The organism is Mesonia oceanica (assembly GCF_902499555.1).
GTDB classification, from domain to species: domain Bacteria; phylum Bacteroidota; class Bacteroidia; order Flavobacteriales; family Flavobacteriaceae; genus Mesonia; species Mesonia oceanica.
Map to the genome: position 1 here is coordinate 15,712 of NZ_CABVMM010000016.1, position 18,227 is coordinate 33,938.

20 protein-coding genes are annotated in these 18,227 nt (G+C 34.7%); 13 read left to right on the top strand and 7 right to left on the bottom strand.

All coding sequences use genetic code 11. The annotated features are described in order from the left end of the window. Positions 1 to 120: 120 nt before the first annotated feature. From FVB9532_RS17140 to rimK, 6 genes are all read right to left on the bottom strand, one after another. The gene (locus FVB9532_RS17140) at positions 121 to 591 is read right to left on the bottom strand and encodes a hypothetical protein (RefSeq protein ID WP_150546414.1); all 471 of its coding nucleotides are present in this window, start codon (positions 589 to 591) and stop codon (positions 121 to 123) included. Positions 592 to 602: 11 nt separating this feature from the next. Continuing rightward, positions 603 to 1,061 carry a hypothetical protein gene (locus FVB9532_RS17145; protein WP_150546415.1) on the bottom strand — a complete coding sequence of 153 codons (459 nt, stop codon included), beginning with the start codon at positions 1,059 to 1,061 and terminating at the stop codon, positions 603 to 605. A gap of 15 nt (positions 1,062 to 1,076) precedes the next feature. Further along, complete coding sequence (locus FVB9532_RS17150; protein ID WP_150546416.1) at positions 1,077 to 1,517, bottom strand: hypothetical protein; 441 nt, start codon at positions 1,515 to 1,517, stop codon at positions 1,077 to 1,079. Between the two features lie 194 nt (positions 1,518 to 1,711). Continuing rightward, positions 1,712 to 1,990, bottom strand: coding sequence for a Pycsar system effector family protein (locus tag FVB9532_RS20065; protein ID WP_353681653.1), 279 nt, complete (start codon positions 1,988 to 1,990; stop codon positions 1,712 to 1,714). Between the two features lie 741 nt (positions 1,991 to 2,731). Then, on the bottom strand, positions 2,732 to 3,613 hold the full coding sequence (locus FVB9532_RS17155; RefSeq protein ID WP_317132302.1) for a succinylglutamate desuccinylase/aspartoacylase family protein: 882 nt from the start codon (positions 3,611 to 3,613) through the stop codon (positions 2,732 to 2,734). Between the two features lie 107 nt (positions 3,614 to 3,720). Beyond that, the gene (rimK, locus tag FVB9532_RS17160) at positions 3,721 to 4,605 is read right to left on the bottom strand and encodes a 30S ribosomal protein S6--L-glutamate ligase (protein ID WP_150546418.1); all 885 of its coding nucleotides are present in this window, start codon (positions 4,603 to 4,605) and stop codon (positions 3,721 to 3,723) included. A gap of 677 nt (positions 4,606 to 5,282) precedes the next feature. Here rimK and rraA point away from each other — a divergent pair. Further along, a complete protein-coding gene (gene rraA, locus FVB9532_RS17165) occupies positions 5,283 to 5,771 on the top strand; it encodes a ribonuclease E activity regulator RraA (protein WP_150546419.1) in 489 nt (162 codons plus the stop codon). A 4-nt stretch (positions 5,772 to 5,775) separates the two neighbouring features. Here the strand turns inward: rraA and FVB9532_RS17170 are convergent, their stop codons facing one another. After that, complete coding sequence (locus FVB9532_RS17170) at positions 5,776 to 6,237, bottom strand: universal stress protein (protein ID WP_150546420.1); 462 nt, start codon at positions 6,235 to 6,237, stop codon at positions 5,776 to 5,778. 1,314 nt (positions 6,238 to 7,551) lie between these two features. Here FVB9532_RS17170 and FVB9532_RS17175 point away from each other — a divergent pair. From FVB9532_RS17175 to FVB9532_RS17230, 12 genes are all read left to right on the top strand, one after another. Beyond that, the gene (locus FVB9532_RS17175; RefSeq protein WP_150546421.1) at positions 7,552 to 8,274 is read left to right on the top strand and encodes an aspartyl/asparaginyl beta-hydroxylase domain-containing protein; all 723 of its coding nucleotides are present in this window, start codon (positions 7,552 to 7,554) and stop codon (positions 8,272 to 8,274) included. Between the two features lie 85 nt (positions 8,275 to 8,359). Continuing rightward, positions 8,360 to 8,890 (top strand): DUF7000 family protein, encoded by a 531-nt coding sequence (locus FVB9532_RS17180; protein WP_150546422.1) that lies wholly within the window; start codon positions 8,360 to 8,362, stop codon positions 8,888 to 8,890. 355 nt (positions 8,891 to 9,245) lie between these two features. After that, positions 9,246 to 10,370: a Fic family protein gene (locus tag FVB9532_RS17185; RefSeq protein WP_150546423.1), complete on the top strand. Its 1,125-nt coding sequence runs from the start codon at positions 9,246 to 9,248 to the stop codon at positions 10,368 to 10,370. A 16-nt stretch (positions 10,371 to 10,386) separates the two neighbouring features. After that, entirely contained in the window at positions 10,387 to 10,935 is a 549-nt protein-coding gene (locus FVB9532_RS17190; protein ID WP_317132303.1) for a MepB family protein, read from the top strand. Between the two features lie 453 nt (positions 10,936 to 11,388). Beyond that, on the top strand, positions 11,389 to 11,730 hold the full coding sequence (locus tag FVB9532_RS17195; protein ID WP_013070214.1) for a type II toxin-antitoxin system RelE/ParE family toxin: 342 nt from the start codon (positions 11,389 to 11,391) through the stop codon (positions 11,728 to 11,730). Continuing rightward, positions 11,714 to 12,022, top strand: coding sequence for a type II toxin-antitoxin system RelB family anti-toxin (locus FVB9532_RS17200; RefSeq protein WP_013070215.1), 309 nt, complete (start codon positions 11,714 to 11,716; stop codon positions 12,020 to 12,022). Before FVB9532_RS17195 ends, FVB9532_RS17200 begins: the two co-directional genes overlap by 17 nt. A gap of 1,001 nt (positions 12,023 to 13,023) precedes the next feature. Beyond that, the gene (locus tag FVB9532_RS17205; protein ID WP_150546425.1) at positions 13,024 to 13,887 is read left to right on the top strand and encodes an SDR family oxidoreductase; all 864 of its coding nucleotides are present in this window, start codon (positions 13,024 to 13,026) and stop codon (positions 13,885 to 13,887) included. A gap of 12 nt (positions 13,888 to 13,899) precedes the next feature. Beyond that, positions 13,900 to 14,436, top strand: a complete 537-nt coding sequence (locus FVB9532_RS17210; RefSeq protein WP_150546426.1) for a GNAT family N-acetyltransferase — start codon at positions 13,900 to 13,902, stop codon at positions 14,434 to 14,436. A gap of 20 nt (positions 14,437 to 14,456) precedes the next feature. Beyond that, positions 14,457 to 15,020: an AAA family ATPase gene (locus FVB9532_RS17215; RefSeq protein ID WP_150546427.1), complete on the top strand. Its 564-nt coding sequence runs from the start codon at positions 14,457 to 14,459 to the stop codon at positions 15,018 to 15,020. A gap of 891 nt (positions 15,021 to 15,911) precedes the next feature. Next, the gene (locus FVB9532_RS17220) at positions 15,912 to 16,703 is read left to right on the top strand and encodes a penicillin-binding transpeptidase domain-containing protein (RefSeq protein WP_150546428.1); all 792 of its coding nucleotides are present in this window, start codon (positions 15,912 to 15,914) and stop codon (positions 16,701 to 16,703) included. Further along, positions 16,627 to 16,965 carry a GNAT family N-acetyltransferase gene (locus FVB9532_RS17225; protein ID WP_150546429.1) on the top strand — a complete coding sequence of 113 codons (339 nt, stop codon included), beginning with the start codon at positions 16,627 to 16,629 and terminating at the stop codon, positions 16,963 to 16,965. Before FVB9532_RS17220 ends, FVB9532_RS17225 begins: the two co-directional genes overlap by 77 nt. 195 nt (positions 16,966 to 17,160) lie before the next feature. After that, complete coding sequence (locus FVB9532_RS17230; RefSeq protein WP_150546430.1) at positions 17,161 to 18,219, top strand: DUF4917 family protein; 1,059 nt, start codon at positions 17,161 to 17,163, stop codon at positions 18,217 to 18,219. Positions 18,220 to 18,227 lie beyond the last annotated feature (8 nt).

An 18,227-nucleotide genomic window follows, 5' to 3' on the forward strand; every position in this document is an offset into this window, starting at 1 on the left:
AAGAAAAAGCCTATGGCACCAATACGTTCTGTGATCCAGATGGCAAAACCTTCAGGTTATTTTAGGTCGTCTTTAAAAATATGGGTTTTTTAACGGACATTTCGATACGATGGTTAAAAGTTAATCTGTAGTGATGGCCGTTCTATCTATCTGTGCATAAAAAGAAAGTAGCCAATCTTTTACCTTTTTTCCCGCCTGTTCATCTACTAAAGGATTTAAATGCGTGGTATCTTCCCGTTCAATCCAAATAGTAAGCATTACAGAATCTAGACCGTTTTGGTTTAGAAATGGTCTAAACATCGCCATAATATCTACCTTTTCATTGTCTAGAATTGGGAATATCACTTCTTCAGTTTCCATAACCACGACATCTCCATTCTTGATTGGTTCTCCAGATTTTCCTTGATATTGATGTAAAAAATCCCGCCATTCACTTTCTACAAAATCCATTTGTACCCCTGTTATTGTAGCGGTAAAGCTCTTACTTGTACCTGCTTGTGGCGCCTGACCTTCCTGTATGGTATAGTTATGTTGCGCGTTTGCGGTAATTGAGGTTGTTACAATTGCAAGATATAGTAACCTACGTATCATGATTTACGGTATTAATGGGTTCCATTCATCTTCATGATTTCTTGGTCAAAAGCCAGTAACCATTGCTTTATTTTATTTGCCGAATCCTCATGTGTTTTTGAAGAATAAAAAGTACCATCCTTAAATTCTATCCACAGGGTTATCAGGACTCCTGTTCCCCTATCATTAGGCGTAAAGCGAGTATGGAGGGTTACGAGTTCATTTTTTATAAAAGGAAATGCTACGTGTTCACTTTCAAATTCAACATTGGCTTCGTTGTTGGAAACCAGGTAAGTAGTGCCCCCGTGTTTCTCGATATATTTTTGCCAATGGTACATCACAAAATTTTCGCTAGTCCCAATAATATTTCCTGTAAAGCTAGTGGCAAATTTGTTGTAAGGAAGATTTCGTTCCAAAATTTCATAATTAGTTTGAGCAACTAATGTGGAGGTTGCAATTAGTAAAAATGAAATGATACATAATTTTTTCATAATGGTTATTTTAGGTTAGGAATCAATTTCTTGAATTAGGTAATCCATACTAAATTCAAAACTGTTATTTTTTAGATATGTAAAAAGCGCTTTCTTAAATTCTTTTATGCCCAATGCAAGAGTTTTCATTTTTTTGGAAAATGTGATATGGTCTAATCGATATGTTCTATTGTCTTGAAGGCTTCCTGTCAAAATAATTTTTGCTAATAATTTTTCGTGAGAGTACAACTTAGCTAATAAATCGTCTGAGAGTTTAAAAAGTAATGCATCAATGTTTCGATAAATTTCCTTGTGATCAAGATCTATCGTAGTCCTTGTGTCGATTTTCTTTATGATAAGTCCGTTAAGGAAATTCAATTCTTCCGAATAAAATTCAACATCATCAATCCATTCTTTGGTTTGATGATGAAGTTCTTCCTGAGAGGCTTCCAATAATAATTTAGCGGCTATAGTCATATTTTTTGCAAATAGCGTTATTTGGTGTTTGAACTCTTCGAGAGTTGTAACTTAATTATTAGGTAAATGTAATATGGATTGTAAAAAGGAAGTGCTACCTAAGTAGCACTAAGATTATTTTTTATGATTTTTAAGCTTTTCTTACTACTTGTAATTGGTACGGAAAAGTAGTTCAGCATCAAACTAATTACCGTTTACAAACATATCGACATATACAACACGGAAAATAAATGCATTATAAGTGCAACACAAATACCGCCTACTAAAATATAAAGGGAATGTTTTAAATATAGTGGCTTTTGTGCTAATGCTTTACCTAAATAGAAAATGTCTTCAATGATAGCATGATGTATGGCTTCAACATTAGATGAAATAACTGTCATTGCTTTTTTATAGTCAGAAAGCTTTAAATCTTTAAAATTTCCGAAGAACAACGGGTTTCCTTTTTTTGAACTAAGATGGTCTTTAAATATTTAGACATGAGGCTTCTAAGGGGTGATGGCGAGCATACTAGTGTATGCCTTATCACCTATTTCTTTTGATTGGGCAAGTTTCCCTTAGCTTCTTTTTTTGAGGCTTTAAGGTCTCTTTCTCTTGTGCTTTTTGTTCTCGACCATAAAATTGCTATTAAATATGCTTAAGAATAGAGCCGTTCAGCAATTAACAATGCTATGATGACCAAGAGGATCATAATGATGATTTTTGTTTTTTTTGACATTTCGTTTTTAATTATTATAAATCAAAAATAGAAGTATTGATGCAAAGTGAATGCTACTTGGGTAGCACTTAAAACATTTTATGTAATTTAAACTATTATCATACAAGGAATAGATGAACGCGAACAATTAGTAAGATTGCATAAAAGATTTCCAATAATGTTTTATGGTCATTATACCACAGATGAAGATGAAAAAATGATATAACGATAATGAGAACCTTCATCAGTTCCCTGCCTGTTTAACTGAATAGTATTTTGAGTGTGCCTACCTGAATACCCTGTTCTTTAAGTGTATTGGAGTTGCATTTTCATTATTATAACCCATTGCCTTCTGTGTTGATTGTGCCTCGGGGATAAACTTTAATGCAGCAGAATTTTTGCAATAGCGGCTATGCGAAGGTGCCACCTATCATAAAAAGATGCCCAGATGCATTTCTGTAAATTGCGCATTAATACAATGCTATTCCCCCAAAGAAAAATAGCATTGCTAAAATTGTTACGCAGTTTCTGTTGAAATATGGAATATGGCATCACCTTGATATACCATTGGGGCGTGATTGATGTTAATGATATAGCCGTCATTGCTTGCCTCTACGATATGGCTTTTTGAGCCGTAAGGGTCTGATACAGTTGCTAATCTTTGTCCTTTTAGTACATGTTCGTGAATACCAATCTGAACGTGCAAAAACCCTGAGTGGTCTGTACGGATCCAATGGTTTTGAGTTATAAGCACATTTTTATGGCGTTCTTCAGGAGCTTCAAAATTGGAATTTAGCATTTCCAAATAACTCAGAACTCGTTTTATGCCATCAAGTGCTTCCTTGCACATTTCTTTGTCAAGGGCGAGACTTTTTCCACTTTCATTTAAAAGAATTGGGATTCCTTTTTTTGCGCACGTCTCTCGATATGAACCTTCAATTTTATCTTCGAAGAGTGTAAAAGGAGCATCAAAAATAGCGGCTAGTTCTTTCACATCCTCATTATCACGTTCAATACGTATTTGTGCAGAATTAAAACGCTCTCCACCTCCTGTATGAAAATCCATACATAGGTCTGCCACAGGTAAAATCTCGTTTACAAAATGATAAGCAAATCTGCTTGCCAAAGAGCCGTCTTTATGACCAGGAAATTCACGGTTTAAATCTCTACCATCTGGGAAGTATCTTGACTGGTTGATGAATCCAAAAACATTGATGATTGGCATACAAATAATAGTACCCTTATCAGGTTTGTTAATACCGTGCGAGATCACTTCGCGCACTATTTCCATTCCGTTCACTTCATCACCGTGAATGCCAGCTGTAATCAAAACTGTTGGGCCAGGCTTTTGAGACCGTTCCACAAATACAGGCACTTCTACCGCTGTGTCTGTAAACAAATGAGCGATGTTAAAATTCAGTTTTTTACTTTCACCCAAGGCTATAGAACTGCCTAATATTTTTAAGTTTTCTTTATGTTCTTTTAACTTCATATCATTTCTAATTTTTAGTCTGTGTTTTTTTCTATGTATTTAATAATACTTACCGCAATATCTTTTTTGGTAGCACCTTCAATCCCTTCAAGACCCGGTGAAGAATTAACTTCCATTATGAGGGGGCCTCTTTCAGATTGTAATAAATCGACCCCAGAAATGTTTAGGCCCAACATTCTTGCAGCTTTTATAGCAGAGTTTTCTTCCTCATCAGATAGTTGTATTAATTGAGAGGTACCACCTCGATGCAAGTTGGATCTAAATTCGCCTTCTTTTCCTTGTCGTTTCATAGCACCTACCACTTGGCCATCTATCACGAAAGCTCTAATATCTGCACCCTTGGCTTCTTTTATAAATTCTTGTGCAATGACTCTTGCTTGTAGCCCGTTGAAGGCTTCTATAACAGATTTCGCGGCATTTTGCGTTTCAGCCAATACAATCCCAAGACCTTGCGTGCCTTCCAAGAGTTTTATAATGAGTGGTGTACCTCCTATATAAGATAGAATTTGCTCAGTATGATTTGATGAATAATTGGTGAAAACTGTTTTTGGGATTCCTATGTTTCCTTTGGTTAGTAACTGTAGGCTTCTAAGTTTGTCCCGTGATCGAATGAGCGCTTGAGATTCTAACGTGCTAAACGTTTTCATCATTTCAAATTGTCTAATAACAGCAGCACCGTAATACGTATGCGTAGCTCCTATACGTGGAATAACAGCGTCAACATCTTCAAGAAGCCGACCTTTATAATAAATTGTAGGTTTTTTTCTCTCTATTACTAAATCGCATTTCAAATAATCTATTACTTCTACATTATGACCTCTTTTTTTGGCCGCTTCGAACAATCTTTGTGTAGAGTACAATTTTTTGCTCAGCGATAAAATTTTAATAGTTAAGGGCATAATGAGATATAAATATATAAGTAAAGAAAATTATAATCTTATAAAAAAAGTGCTACCTAAGTAGCATTCAAACTATATTTTAATTTTTAGATTTATATCGTTTAATTTGAGGGGGTAGTGATTGGTTTTTTTATAAAGATTTAACCAATTGTCGTGATATTGAAACTAAATAATTTGCTTTTTTGAAGTGTATACTGTCTGGAAAATGACATAAAAACCTAAAAGAAGACTTTGGTTCACTTAGTGATGTTGAAGCTGAGGTAGAAATAAATCAAGTGAAAAAGACCACAAGATGATGAAGAAAGAGCATCAAGATATTAAAAAAGATTAACAGAAGAAATGAAGGAAGCTAAAGAAATGGAGTAATTCTCATAAATCTGTCAAGAAAAAATTCCGTTTAAGCTTGTTTCAAAGAATTTATTTATTTTCAAGATCAAGTAATAGTTGTAGTGCCTTTAAATTTTATCAGCTTCGTTAATTGTGGGTTTTACATAATTAACTATGTATATAAGGTCCAACATTTAAAGATGGTTTTTTTTAGAGGTAAAAGCAGCAATGCTTCTATAATGGACAGAAAAAGAAAAATAAATAGTTGAACAACCTAGATTAATGAAAAAAAGCATCCGCAATTATACCGAATGCTCCAACAATGTTTCAAAACTAAAAATAAGAAAGATATGACATTTAAAACAGCCGATTTATGTGATGCAAACCCCAATACTGAAAGCATCAATATTGTTGACAATATTGGATTTAAGGATTATGGTGGGAATTCAAGATTTTACGGAAATATACAAACCTTAAAGTGTTTTGAAGACCATAGTTGGGTCGAAAAAATGCTTTCTGAAGATGGTACAGGAAAAGTGCTGGTTGTGGATGGAGGAGGATCTTTAAAGTGTGCCATTTTGGGTGATAGGTTGGCCAGTCTTGCCGTTAAAAACAATTGGAATGGTGTCGTTGTGTATGGAGCCATTCGTGATTCGGTTACTATTTCTAAGTTACCCATTGGTGTCAAAGCTTTGGGAACATATCCCATTTCAAACACTAAAGATACGGTTTGGCAAAAAAACATTGGGATTGAATTTGCCGGAACCTATTTCTGGTCTGACCAATACATATATTGTGATGAAGATGGAATGATTACATCACGCTCAAAACTAATTTAAGTTGTTAATCTTGTTTTATAGGAACTACGAGTAGGGGTGTTTTTGAGTGCCTTACAATTTTTGTAGCAATATTTCCCATTAATACGTTTTCCATAAAACTATGACTATGGGTGCCGATAACCAATAAATCTGCACCCCAAGTATTTACGAAATCAAGGATTTCAGAGTCGGCATTAATACCCTCTAAAACTTTAGTTTCTATACTGGGATTACCCAAATATTCAGCGGTGGCTTTTAGAAATATTTCGGTTTCAGCTTTAAGATTATCTACAAGTTTTATATCCTGTTGAATGAAAAATCCTTCATATCCCATTATGGGGTCATAATCGTATTGATACATTTCAACATCATATATGACGTGCAGTAAAACTACTTCGGCATTTAAAGCCTGAGCATATTCATATCCTAATTTTGCAACTTTTTCAGCAGATGGACTGGTGTCGATCGCAATACATATTTTTTTCATATCTATTTATTTTGAGAATAACTTCCTAAGCCAGTAAAATAGGAGCTACACCTAAGGCATAATAGTATGGTCTTAGTATAGCCTAAATTACGATTTATATTTTTATAGTCTTTTTTCATTCATATAAAGCCTCCTATCATAAAAGCAGCATTAAAAATACGCAATGCCATTGATTCATAGATGCCCGAGATTGTAAAATATAATCACAGTACTTATATAATAGCTGCATAAAACCATGCAAAACAGCTGTCTTACTAACTGTGCTTGTCTTCTAAACTGAAAGGCCTCGGTGATTGATTTATTGTTTTTATTAGTATGAAATGACTTTAATTGTTTAATACCGTAAATATAGCGTGATAATTAAATAAATACAGCTACCTAAGTAGCAGTTTGATAATTGTTTAAAATAATTTTAATGCATCGGTATATTCACGGCGGAACCATTGTTTTTAGCTTTTTTACTAAAAAGATAATCGGGATGCAAATTAAAAAGAACGCTCCTAGGGTCATAAATACATCTACAGAAGTAACCAGTTACACCTGCTTGGTAAGCATACCTTAAAAAATGGCCAATACTTGTTTTTTTGCATGAAAATCCTTCATTCCCTTTGCTACAAGATTTACCGTCATTTGGTTCAATCTTTCGAGCACAGTTAGATTAGTATTGCTTAAATGACTTGCTAATACACTTTTATTCTGTACAGTTTTATTGCCCAGGTAGGTGGCGAGTATGGCAACCCCAAAAGAGCCACCCAACTGCTGCTTCCTGTGTATGGGTACTTCACAAAAGACTTTTGAGAATGATCCTTTTCTTCCGTTAAACCATTAAAATCCTTTATAATTTAATTTCCAGTCAAAATCAGTAAAATGATTTTGAAACTCTTAAATAGGAGTTTTATATAACTTATCTCGGTCTAGTAAAAAATGTTGTCGTTTAGCAGAAAAAGTCTGTAAGCATCCAAGACGAAGTTTTTAACTTTCGCAGAAATAAACAGAGTGATGTTTCCTTGTTTTATTTCTTCAACATAGTATTGGGCTAACGTAGACAAAAGTATTTGATAGGTAGAATGAACCCATCTAAATCCTAAAATTATCTTTTATGATAGATGAGATTCTGTAATTCTGGAAACTAGTTTGTTATAAATTTGGTATTTTAGTCTAAATTAATGGATAAGCAGGAATGTAAATTCTGGTTATTAGGTAAGAGGGTGATGCAATAAAATTTACAGTTTTAAAAAAATACAGGTTGCATTTACAAGCATTTGTAAATGAATTATAGAATTGTTGGGTTTCATTAAAATCTTAAGATTGATAATGCAAAAGCATACTAAATATTTAAAGTTTCCTTTTCGGTTTAATAAAGAGAAACTGATCCAAGACTTATCATTAATTCTTGACAGAAATTGGATTGCACATTTTAATAAGTCAGGCTATGATGGAGATTGGAAAGTTATTTCATTATATGCTCATAACGGAGACGAATCTAATATATATGCACTTTCAACAGCTAACTCAATATTGTCTGAAACAGCAATACTTAAAGAATGTCACTATTTTAAGGAAGTGATTGACTTTTTTGAATGTCCCATACTTAGTGCCCGTATCCTAAGACTAGGGGTTGGTGCAGAAATTAAACCCCACAGAGATCATAAATTAGGCTATGAGGATGGCAATTTTCGTTTACACATACCCATCGTAACAAATCCAGATGTCCAATTTATTCTAGATGGTATCCAATTAACGATGTTACCGGGGGAGTGTTGGTACACCAATGTAAACTACGTGCATTCTGTTATAAATTCAGGCGAGTCAGATCGAGTTCATTTGGTGATAGATGGCGAGAGGAATGAATGGTCAGATCAATTGTTTTTCTCATTAGCTCCTAAGGAAAGCTTTCAAGCCATCCCTGAAGAAAGTGATTCTCCAGAAAAAATTAAACAAATTATTGAACAATTAAAACGAAGTAATGAGCCAATAGCAGAACAATTGATTAATGAATTACTGCTAAAATTGACAGAACTAAAGGAAACACAATAAAACCTAAAAATCATTAAAACGCATTTTAGCCAAAACCTTATGCTCAAGCTAGCAAAACTATGAGCTGAAATGTACCAAAAGTTAAATGAAGAATTTAAACAACTACGTAGCGATCTATCAAGAGCAACTTGAAAAAGGAGACATTTTAATAGCATACAATGCGCTTGTAAAATTCGTTATGAGTTTAAGAACAGAATTCATCAAAACGCTATCTGACCATTATTCGTTTACAGGAATTCTTCATGGATATATGGATTTTACCTATTTCTATTATTCAAACGATTTTTTAAAAAGTAAAAAATTAAAACTGGGGATTGTTTTGAATCACTTAGAAATGAGATTTGAGGTTTGGCTTTTGGGAAATACCATACCGATTCAAAAAAAATATTGGGAACTGCTGAAAAACTCAAAATGGAATAAAGAAAAAACAGAAATGCCTAAATATGCGATTCTTGAAACTACTATAGCAGAAAATCCTGATTTTAACAATTTGGATCAACTAACCGAACAACTAGCAACTCAAATGGTTCAGGCTTCTGAAGAAATAGTGGACTATCTTAAAACATTAAATCAAGTACCTAGATATGAAACCGGTAAGCGTTCAGCAAATACCTGAATCTAGATGTTTTCATTCTTTTATTTCTTCAACATAACATTAGACTAACGTGGACAAATATATTTGATTATGTGAACCGGCTATTTTTTTAGGAAAGGTTTTTTTGATGGGCTATTTTTCTCTTTTAAGGGAAACCGTGATTGATATTGGTTTTTTTTGGTAGATTTTATGATTGAACTAAAGTGAATATCACACAACGCTTGTTGGGATATGGCTAGATTGAGCAACATTAAATAAGACACTCGGCTAATTAAGATTTTAAGTATATACTTAACTTAACTCATTCCTTATTTAATATTTTTTTAATATTCTTAATTAAGATGTATCTTTATTTAAGTTTGTAATTAAATAAAAAATGAAAACCTTCAAATCTGGTACCTACATAAACCAAGGTACACATAAAAGCTTTCAACCTACTAAAATAAATCAACAATGGACAATTGAAGATATGGAGGTATTAGCTCTTTTAAGTCAAGCTGATAGACAACTAGGAAGACTAGATATGTATTCAGAACACATTCCAAATATCGATTTATTTATCAGAATGCACGTTTTAAAAGAAGCAACACAATCAAGTAAAATTGAGGGAACAAAAACAAATATAGAAGATGCTTTATTAGATAAGGAAGATGTAAATGATGAAAAACGAGATGATTGGGAAGAGGTACAAAACTATATCGAAGCATTAAATTCTGCTATCAAAAGTTTAAAAAAACTACCTTTTTCCTCTAGATTAATACGTGAAACACATAGAATATTATTGCAAGGAGTTAGAGGAAAGCATAAACTTCCTGGAGAATTTAGAAGCAGTCAAAACTGGATTGGAGGAGCAAGTATTAATGACGCCACGTTTATTCCACCTATACATACGACTGTAAATGAATATATGGGAGATTTAGAGAATTTTGCTCATAATTCCCAATCATTTTTTCCTGATTTATTAAAAATTGCTTTAATTCACTACCAATTTGAAACTATTCATCCATTTTTAGACGGTAATGGAAGAGTTGGTCGATTAATGATTATATTGTATTTAGTTGAAAAGGGAATACTAAAAAAGCCTATTCTCTATCTCTCTGATTTTTTTGAAAGAAACAGAATGCTTTATTATGACAACCTAACAAGAGTTAGAGAAAAAAATGATTTAAATCAATGGTTTAAGTTCTTCTTAGTTGGTGTAATTGAAACTGCAAAAAACGGAATAAACACATTTGAGAGTATTTTAAAACTACAAAAAGAAGTTGAATTTAAATTACAAACCTTAGGAAGTCGTTCACACAATGCGCAATTGATTTTAAATCATCTTTACCAAAGACCAATTATTGATGCTCAAAAAGTTAAAGATTTGACAGGCTTATCATTACCTTCGGTTTACAAATTAATAGAAGAACTTGAAAAATTAGAAATATTAAATGAAATAACTGGAGGAAAAAGAGGAAGAATATATTTATTCGGAGAATATACTAAACTATTTAAATAAATACGTTGCCAAAAAATTGCTTTCTAAAAGCTTTTTAATTTCAAATCAACAAAGCAATCAAGTAGCACAAATGGACAAAAATCTAAGTCAGATTAAAACCGAAATTTACGATAAATGCGCACTTGAGCTCTCCGACTTTAAAACCGAAACAGAAAGCAAAGCATACAATGCCTGTCGATTTCAACTCAACGGAATGCATATTTTGAGCCGAAATGCTAAAATCACACCCAAGAAAGCCGGACAATTTGTGACCTTTTGGAAACGACAAAAGAATGGTCCCATTGAACCTTTTAGCGGGAATGATGCCATTGATTTTTATGTGGTCAACGTACGGACAGAACATAAATTTGGGCAGTTTGTATTCCCCAAATCGGTACTGATAAAAAAAGGAATTCTCGCTACCGAAAATAAAGATGGAAAGCGCGCCTTTAGAGTTTATCCACATTGGGATATGGTGAAAAGCAAACAAGCTGAAAGGACGCAAAAATGGCAACTGAATTATTTTTATGAAATAAGCAGTCTAACCAATTTACAAAAGGTGAATCAATTGTATACTAACCAATAAAGCATTGCTTGGCAGGCGTTCGCCAAACCTTTTTTGATCTTCTTTAATTATTAGCCTAACTCCGCAGCTTATCCTAAAAATAGTATCTTTAATTTCTAATTGACACTTATACAAGTCCGAGAGATAACACAACTCCATCAAAATAGATCGATTACTAGAAACCATAAAGCTCTATACATCCCTTAGTCCGCAGGAAATAATACCGTAAAACCCTCAAATTTATGAATTCACAAGAATACTTTTTTACAGAAGCTTTATAAGAGAACTTCATTTTTACTGTTCTGTAAAACCTGGTTTTGGATGCATTTTTAAGGGAAACAGTAATTGAAATTTAGCGTTTCAGGTTAGATTTATACTGAATAAAATACAACTTGTGGGGTTATAAGTATCCGTGTACGTGTTGCTGAAAAAGGAAAAGTTGTCTTATTGGACTACTTTTTTTACATTTGTACTATGAATAAAAAACGGGAACTTTATTTTTTCAAAAATTACTTTGAGGAATTTTACGAAGCCCAAGCTGATAAAGTAAAGAAGAAAATTATTTGGACTTTAAAGGTAATTGAAGAAATTGATCGAATTCCCGATATTTATTTAAAACATTTGAAAAACACGACTGGTCTCTACGAAATAAGAGTCCAGGTTGGAAATAACATTTTCAGAATTTTCTGCTTTTTCGACTTGGATAATATTGTGGTTGTTGGTAACGGATTTCAAAAGAAAACGCAAAAAACACCAAAACAACAAATTGAAAGAGCAGAACAAATAAAAAGAGAATACTATGAAAGCAAAAAATAAAAACCTGAAGAGTCTTGACCAGTTTGTCGATGAAAAGGTGGGAGAAAGAGGAACTGAAAAACGAGAGGCATTTGAAACAGAATATGACGCTTTCAAACTTGGTGTATTGATTCAGCAAGCCAGAGAGGATAAAGGTCTTACTCAAGAACAATTGGCAGAATTAGCAGGAACAAACAAATCCTATATTTCAAAATTAGAAAGAAATTTAAAAGACATTCGATTTTCCACATTACAGAGAATTATCAACGAAGGATTAGGTGGACATTTAGATATTTCTATCAAATTTAAATAATGCTAAACACTCAAATAAATAAGCGACAGTGAGCTAAAAGAAAGGGATTAATAATAATTGATATTTTCATCATTTTAGGTCATTGTGTAAATTTTCGCAATAATACTTATTTGCGTCATTCCGGGCCTGCCCGTCCGGCAGGCGTGCTCGACCCGGAATCTCATACCGAATTTTAAAAAAAGACTTTGAAGATGAGACCCTGAATCAGACCCGCCTCGCCGGCAGGCAGGCTCAGGGTGACGACAGATTGTGATGCTCCATTCCGGCATACTTTTTATATCCGTAGCAAAACAAATCAATTCCGCAGCGCTGGATGTGTAGGATGGCCTAGCGCAGCGGTTGCCATCCGCAGGATAAGGAATTTGATGTAGTTTTCAAGGATGTAAAAATAAGCCTAGCGTTTCCTGCCCGCCGGCAGGCGGGTTTGTTTCTTTTTTTGGCGATGAAAAAAAGAAAGGGATTATGAATAGAATCTTTAATCTGATAATGTATTGAAAAATATAATCTAGAGAATAAGATTCTGAACTAGAATATTCAACCTAGTTAATCAACATTTCGACTCCGCTCAATGTGAGAATCCGGGGTGACGACGCCAGATTATAATTATTAGAGACGTTCATTCTAAAAGAGAAAATAGAATACCAACTTCAAGGCTGTCAATTCGAGTGGAAATCGGTGACGATTTTTGTATCGAGAATAAGTCTTGAAGTCAATAATTGATATCGGAATGTACGATAGATTGATAGCAATAATAAAGAACAAAGTTGAGGTTGATAGCAAGGTTGTTAGTAAGCATTTTAGGTCATTGAGTAAATTTTCGCAGAAAATTTGTATCTAAATGCTCCAAAATGAAACGCTTTAAACCTGGAATTTTTTACGGGATATCAATAGCATTGTTTTCAAGGATGAAAAAAAGAAAGGAATGTTATTACAACAAAACCAAACTTCTTGACCATCGTCAAGAAAATTCGGTGAGCAAATCCCTAGCTTTGTCTTAAAAAATGAACGCAAAAAAAGTATTGGTTGCTGGCGCCACCGGATATTTAGGTCAGTATTTGGTCAAAGAATTGAAAAGACGAGGCTTTTGGGTAAGAATATTGATCCGTAGAGAAGCCCAAAAACAACTATTTACCAAGGTTGACGATATTTTTGTAGGTGAAATCACCCGTCCCGAAACCCTAAACGGAATCACGCAAAACATCGATTGGGTCATTTCTTCCGTGGGGATCACCCGGCAAAAAGATGGGTTAACCTATATGGATGTCGATTACCAGGGCAATGCAAATTTGCTAAACGAAGCCTTAAAAGATCAGGTCGAAGCATTTCAATACATTTCAGCCATCAACGGAGATCAGCTAAGGCAGTTAAAAATCTTTGAAGCCAAAGAAAGATTTGTCGATGAATTAACCAATGCTGCTATTCAGCAAAGCATTATCCGCCCTAATGGTTATTTCTCTGATATGAAAGACTTTTTAACAATGGCAAAAGGCGGCAGGGTTTACCTTTTTGGAGACGGAAAGCAACAGCTAAATCCCATTCACGGCGCAGATCTCGCCGAGTTTTGTGTCGATAAAATGATCGCCGGCAGCCCGGAAGAAAGCGTGGGCGGTCCCGATATTTTAAGTCAAAATCAACTCGCCAGCATCGCCTTGCAAGCCTGGAGCAAACCCATTAAGATTTATCACTTGCCCGATTGGATAAGAAAAAGCATCATCTGGTCGTTAAGAACTTTTACCTCTTCTAAAACCTACGGACCCATTGAATTCTTTTTAACCGCAATGGCCAAGGATAATATCGCTCAAACCTATGGCACACATCATCTTAACGAGTTCTTTAAAGAAGAAGTGAACAAAGAAAAAGCATAAAATAGAAGCCTAATGATACTGGAAATTGATGACCAACTACAACTGAAAAAGTTAGAAAAAACCGATGCCGAAGTGATTTTTAGAACCATCGATAATCAGCGAGAATACTTGGGGAAATGGCTTCCGTTTGTTGCATTGACAAAAAAGCTAGCCGATACCCAAGCCTTTGTCGATACCGTGGTGAAAGCATCCGAAGAAAAATCTGAATACGTATTCACCATTCTGAAGAATAGCGAATTCGTCGGACTTATTGGCTTGAATGGAACAGACAAAAGCAACCAAAAAACAGAAATAGGCTATTGGCTTTCCGAAGCATATCAAAAGCAAGGCATTATGACAAAATCGGTAGCCAAAATCTGTGAGTTTGCTTTTCAGGAACTCCAACTTAACCGCATCCAAATCAAGTGCGCGGTGGGAAATCACTCCAGCAGTAAAATTCCGCAAAGATTAGGCTTTACGCTCGAAGGAATACAAAGACAAGGAGAGCGCTTAACCGGAAATGTATTTACCGATCTGCAAATTTACAGCAAGTTAAAAAGCGATGATTAAGCTAAAAACGAGCAAAAAGGATGATTCCATTCAAACAACACCCCAATTTTCACATCATCACCGGCGGTCCCGGCGTAGGGAAAACCACCCTGTTAACGGAACTCCAAAACAGAGGATATCCCGTAGTTCCGGAAGTAGCGCGGCAACTGATTAAAGAACAGCAACAAGCCAACGGAGAAGCCTTACCGTGGAAAAATAAGGAATTGTACAAGCAACTAATGTTCGAGCGTTCCGTGGAAAGTTACGTGCAAACCGAAAAACATAGAAACAACCGGAAGCCCGTATTTTTTGACCGCTCGTTTTTAGATACGCTCTGTTATGCCCAACTTATCGGTTCCGCAATTAGCGAAGAAATGCAATCGTATGCGGAACATTGGAGGTACCATACGAAGGTTTTTATACTTCCGCCCTGGCAGGAAATCTACCAAACCGATCACCAACGCAAACAAGATTGGGATGAGGTGCTGTTAACGCATACCAAAATGAAAGAAACTTATAATCACTATGGCTATCAAACCATCGAAGTCCCCAAAACCGAAGCAAAAACCCGAGCAGATTTTGTATTGAAATATACTGGAGCATAAAGCATTTTAGTTCATTGCGTGAATTTTCGCAATAAGGCTTATTTTGCGTCATTCCGGGCCTGCCCGTCCGGCAGACGGGCTCGACCCGTAATCTCATACCGAATTTTAAAAATAGACTTTGAAGATGAGACCCTGAATCAGGCTCAGATTGACGACACATTGTGATGCTCCATTCCGGCATACTTTTTATATCCGTAGCAAAACAAATCAATTCCGCAGCGCTGGGCGTAGAGGATGGCTTATCCAGTGTATTGCCATCTGCAGAATAAGGAGTTGGTGTAGTTTTTATCATTTTGGGGTCATTGAGTGAATTTTCGTAGAAAATTTATATCGAAATGTCACTAAAATGTAAACCGTATCATATAATAGACTATGGCAATAATATAATTTATTGCTTATCGGTAATTTTCAATAAGGCTTATTTGCGTCATTCCGGGCCTGCCCGTCCGGCAGGCGGGCTTGACCCGGAATCTCATACTGAATTTTAAAAATAGACTTTGAAGATGAGACCCTGAATCAGACCCGTCTCGCCGGCAGGCAGGTTCAGGGTGACGACGCCAGATTATAATTATTAAAGACATTCATTATAAAACAGAAAATAGAATACCAACTTCAAGGCTTTCAATTCGAGTGGAAATCGGTGACGATTTTTGTATCGAGAATAAGTCTTGAAGTCAATAATTGATATCGTAATGTACGATAGATTCATAGCAATAATAAAAAACAAAGTTGAGGTTGTTAGCAAGCATTTTACGTCATTGAGTGAATTTTCGCAGAAAATTTGTATCGAAATGCCCTAAAATGAAAACCTCAAAACCACATTTTTTACAGAAATTTGACACCGACTCCAAAATAAACTTCAATCTAATTCAGCAAAGCAAAAAAACAAAAATGAAATACATACCCATACTTTTAATCCTTTGCACCTCTACGCTCCTCGGGCAAAACAGGTTCCAAAATAGTTACGACAGTTTAAGACTCGAGGGCAGCACGACCCTTTACGACTATAAAAACAAACAATGGATCTTTACCGATGCGCAGGATGCCGAAATTCCCACGCTGCCCGCATCCACTTTTAAAATCCCCAATTCCCTTATGCTGCTCGAACAAAAAGCAGTAAAGGACGAAAATGAAATCTATCAATGGGATGGAGAACCAAAATCACATTTTGGATTTCCGTTTAAAGTTTGGGAGCAAGACACCGATTTAAAAACCGCCTACAAGAACTCCACCATCTGGTTTTATGTAAAAGCTTCCCAAAAAATCAAAAGAAGCACCTATAAAAACCTGCTGAACAACATCAACTACGGAAATAACAAGCTAAGTGAAGCAGGAGATGATTTCTGGAATTATGGAAATTTTGCGATATCCCCTAAAAATCAGGTCGAATTTTTAATCGATCTTTATGAAAACAAGCTACCTTTTTCTCAAGAAAATATGGAAAAGGTAAAAGAACTAATGATTTCAGAACACAAGGAAAACTACACCTTTCGCGATAAAACCGGATGGACAAGAACCAACGGAAAAGACATCGGCTGGTGGGTAGGTTATCTCACCACTAAGGATAATGTGTACTTTTTTGCCACCCGACTGACCAAAGCTATCGATGAAGAAAATCCAAATTTCTTTAGCGGAAGAAAGCAAGTCACCCAACAAATCCTCAAAGAACTCAACGCCTACTAAAGACGAAATCGGACTTTGGCTACTTCCCGAATTTTGGGCACAGGGAATAATGACCGAGGCACTTCCTTTAATCACCCATTACAGATTTAAACAACTTCACCTTCACCAAATGGAAGGTTTTGTAGAAACCGAAAACACCAATTACAAAAAAGCAATGGCCAAGCTCGTTTTTAAAGAAGAACGCACCCTACAAGAAGCCGAATTTAAAAGCGGAAAACCCATAAACCTTGAGGATTTTATAAAAATGAATCCTAAAATTTAAAAATAACTAATGATTTGTTTATATACGGGTTAATTTTTTAAGTATTGATAATTAATACCTTATAAGGTATTTTGTCGATTTTTTTAGCCTTTAGGGGAAACCGTAAGGAAGTTTGTATGGTTTTGGTTAGGTTTATAAAGTATAAATAAGATTGATGTTTTTATACAATTTTTGTGTGTAATTAAAACCGATAAAATGGAAATAGAAAAACTAATGACTTACCAAGAAGTTGTAGATTCTTTAAATAAGAAAAAAAGAAAAAAGCATTTATTATTTGGCAATGGATTTAGTATGGCTTTTGATAACAGTATTTTCTCGTATAATGCATTAAGCAAATTTATAGAAGATAGTGGTGACCCAATGGTTGTAAAACTTTTCGAACGACTTAATACGAAGAATTTTGAATTAATAATGCAACAACTTGATAACTTTTGTGAAATCGCTGACCTATTTAGTAATGATAAAACTTTAGTACCGAAGATAAAAGCAGTTACGGAACAGTTAAAAAAAAGTTTAATAGATGCAGTAAAAGAGCTACATCCTGAACACGTCTTCAAAATTCCTGATGAAAAAAGCGAATCTTGTATGAAATTTTTACAAGAGTATCTTTCTCGAGACGGATTGGTATTTTCAACAAATTACGATTTGCTTCTGTATTGGGTTTTAATGAGAAATCAAGTCAAAAATGCAATCGATGGATTTGGTCGAGATTTAGAAACTGATTTAGATAGTGGAGAATTCATTCCATCAGAGGAATTGGAATATTCCGAATTGAGATGGGGGAAATATAAAGAAGAAATGACCATATTCCATCTTCACGGAACTTTGCCAATTTTTGATACCGGAATTAATATAGTAAAAGTGGAATACGATAACGCTCATTATCTTCTCGAAAATGTAAAGGAAAGAATTGACAATAAAGAATATCCCATTTTTGTTACTGCTGGCAATGGAGAAGAAAAACTTAACCATATAATGCACAATAAATATTTAACTCATTGTTATGACCAATTATGTGCTATTGAGGGTTCGCTTATAACATTCGGTTTTAATTTTGGAAAATATGACTACCACATAATAAATGCCGTGAACAAAGCGGCTAAAATGGGGAAAAAAGTTAAGGACAAACTTTGGAGTGTTTACATTGGAGTTTATTCCGATGAAGATTTGGAATATATTAATGAAATTAAAGACAAATTCAAATGCAAAGTAACACCATACAATGCACGAACAGTTAACATTTGGAATAATTAAATTAGAAA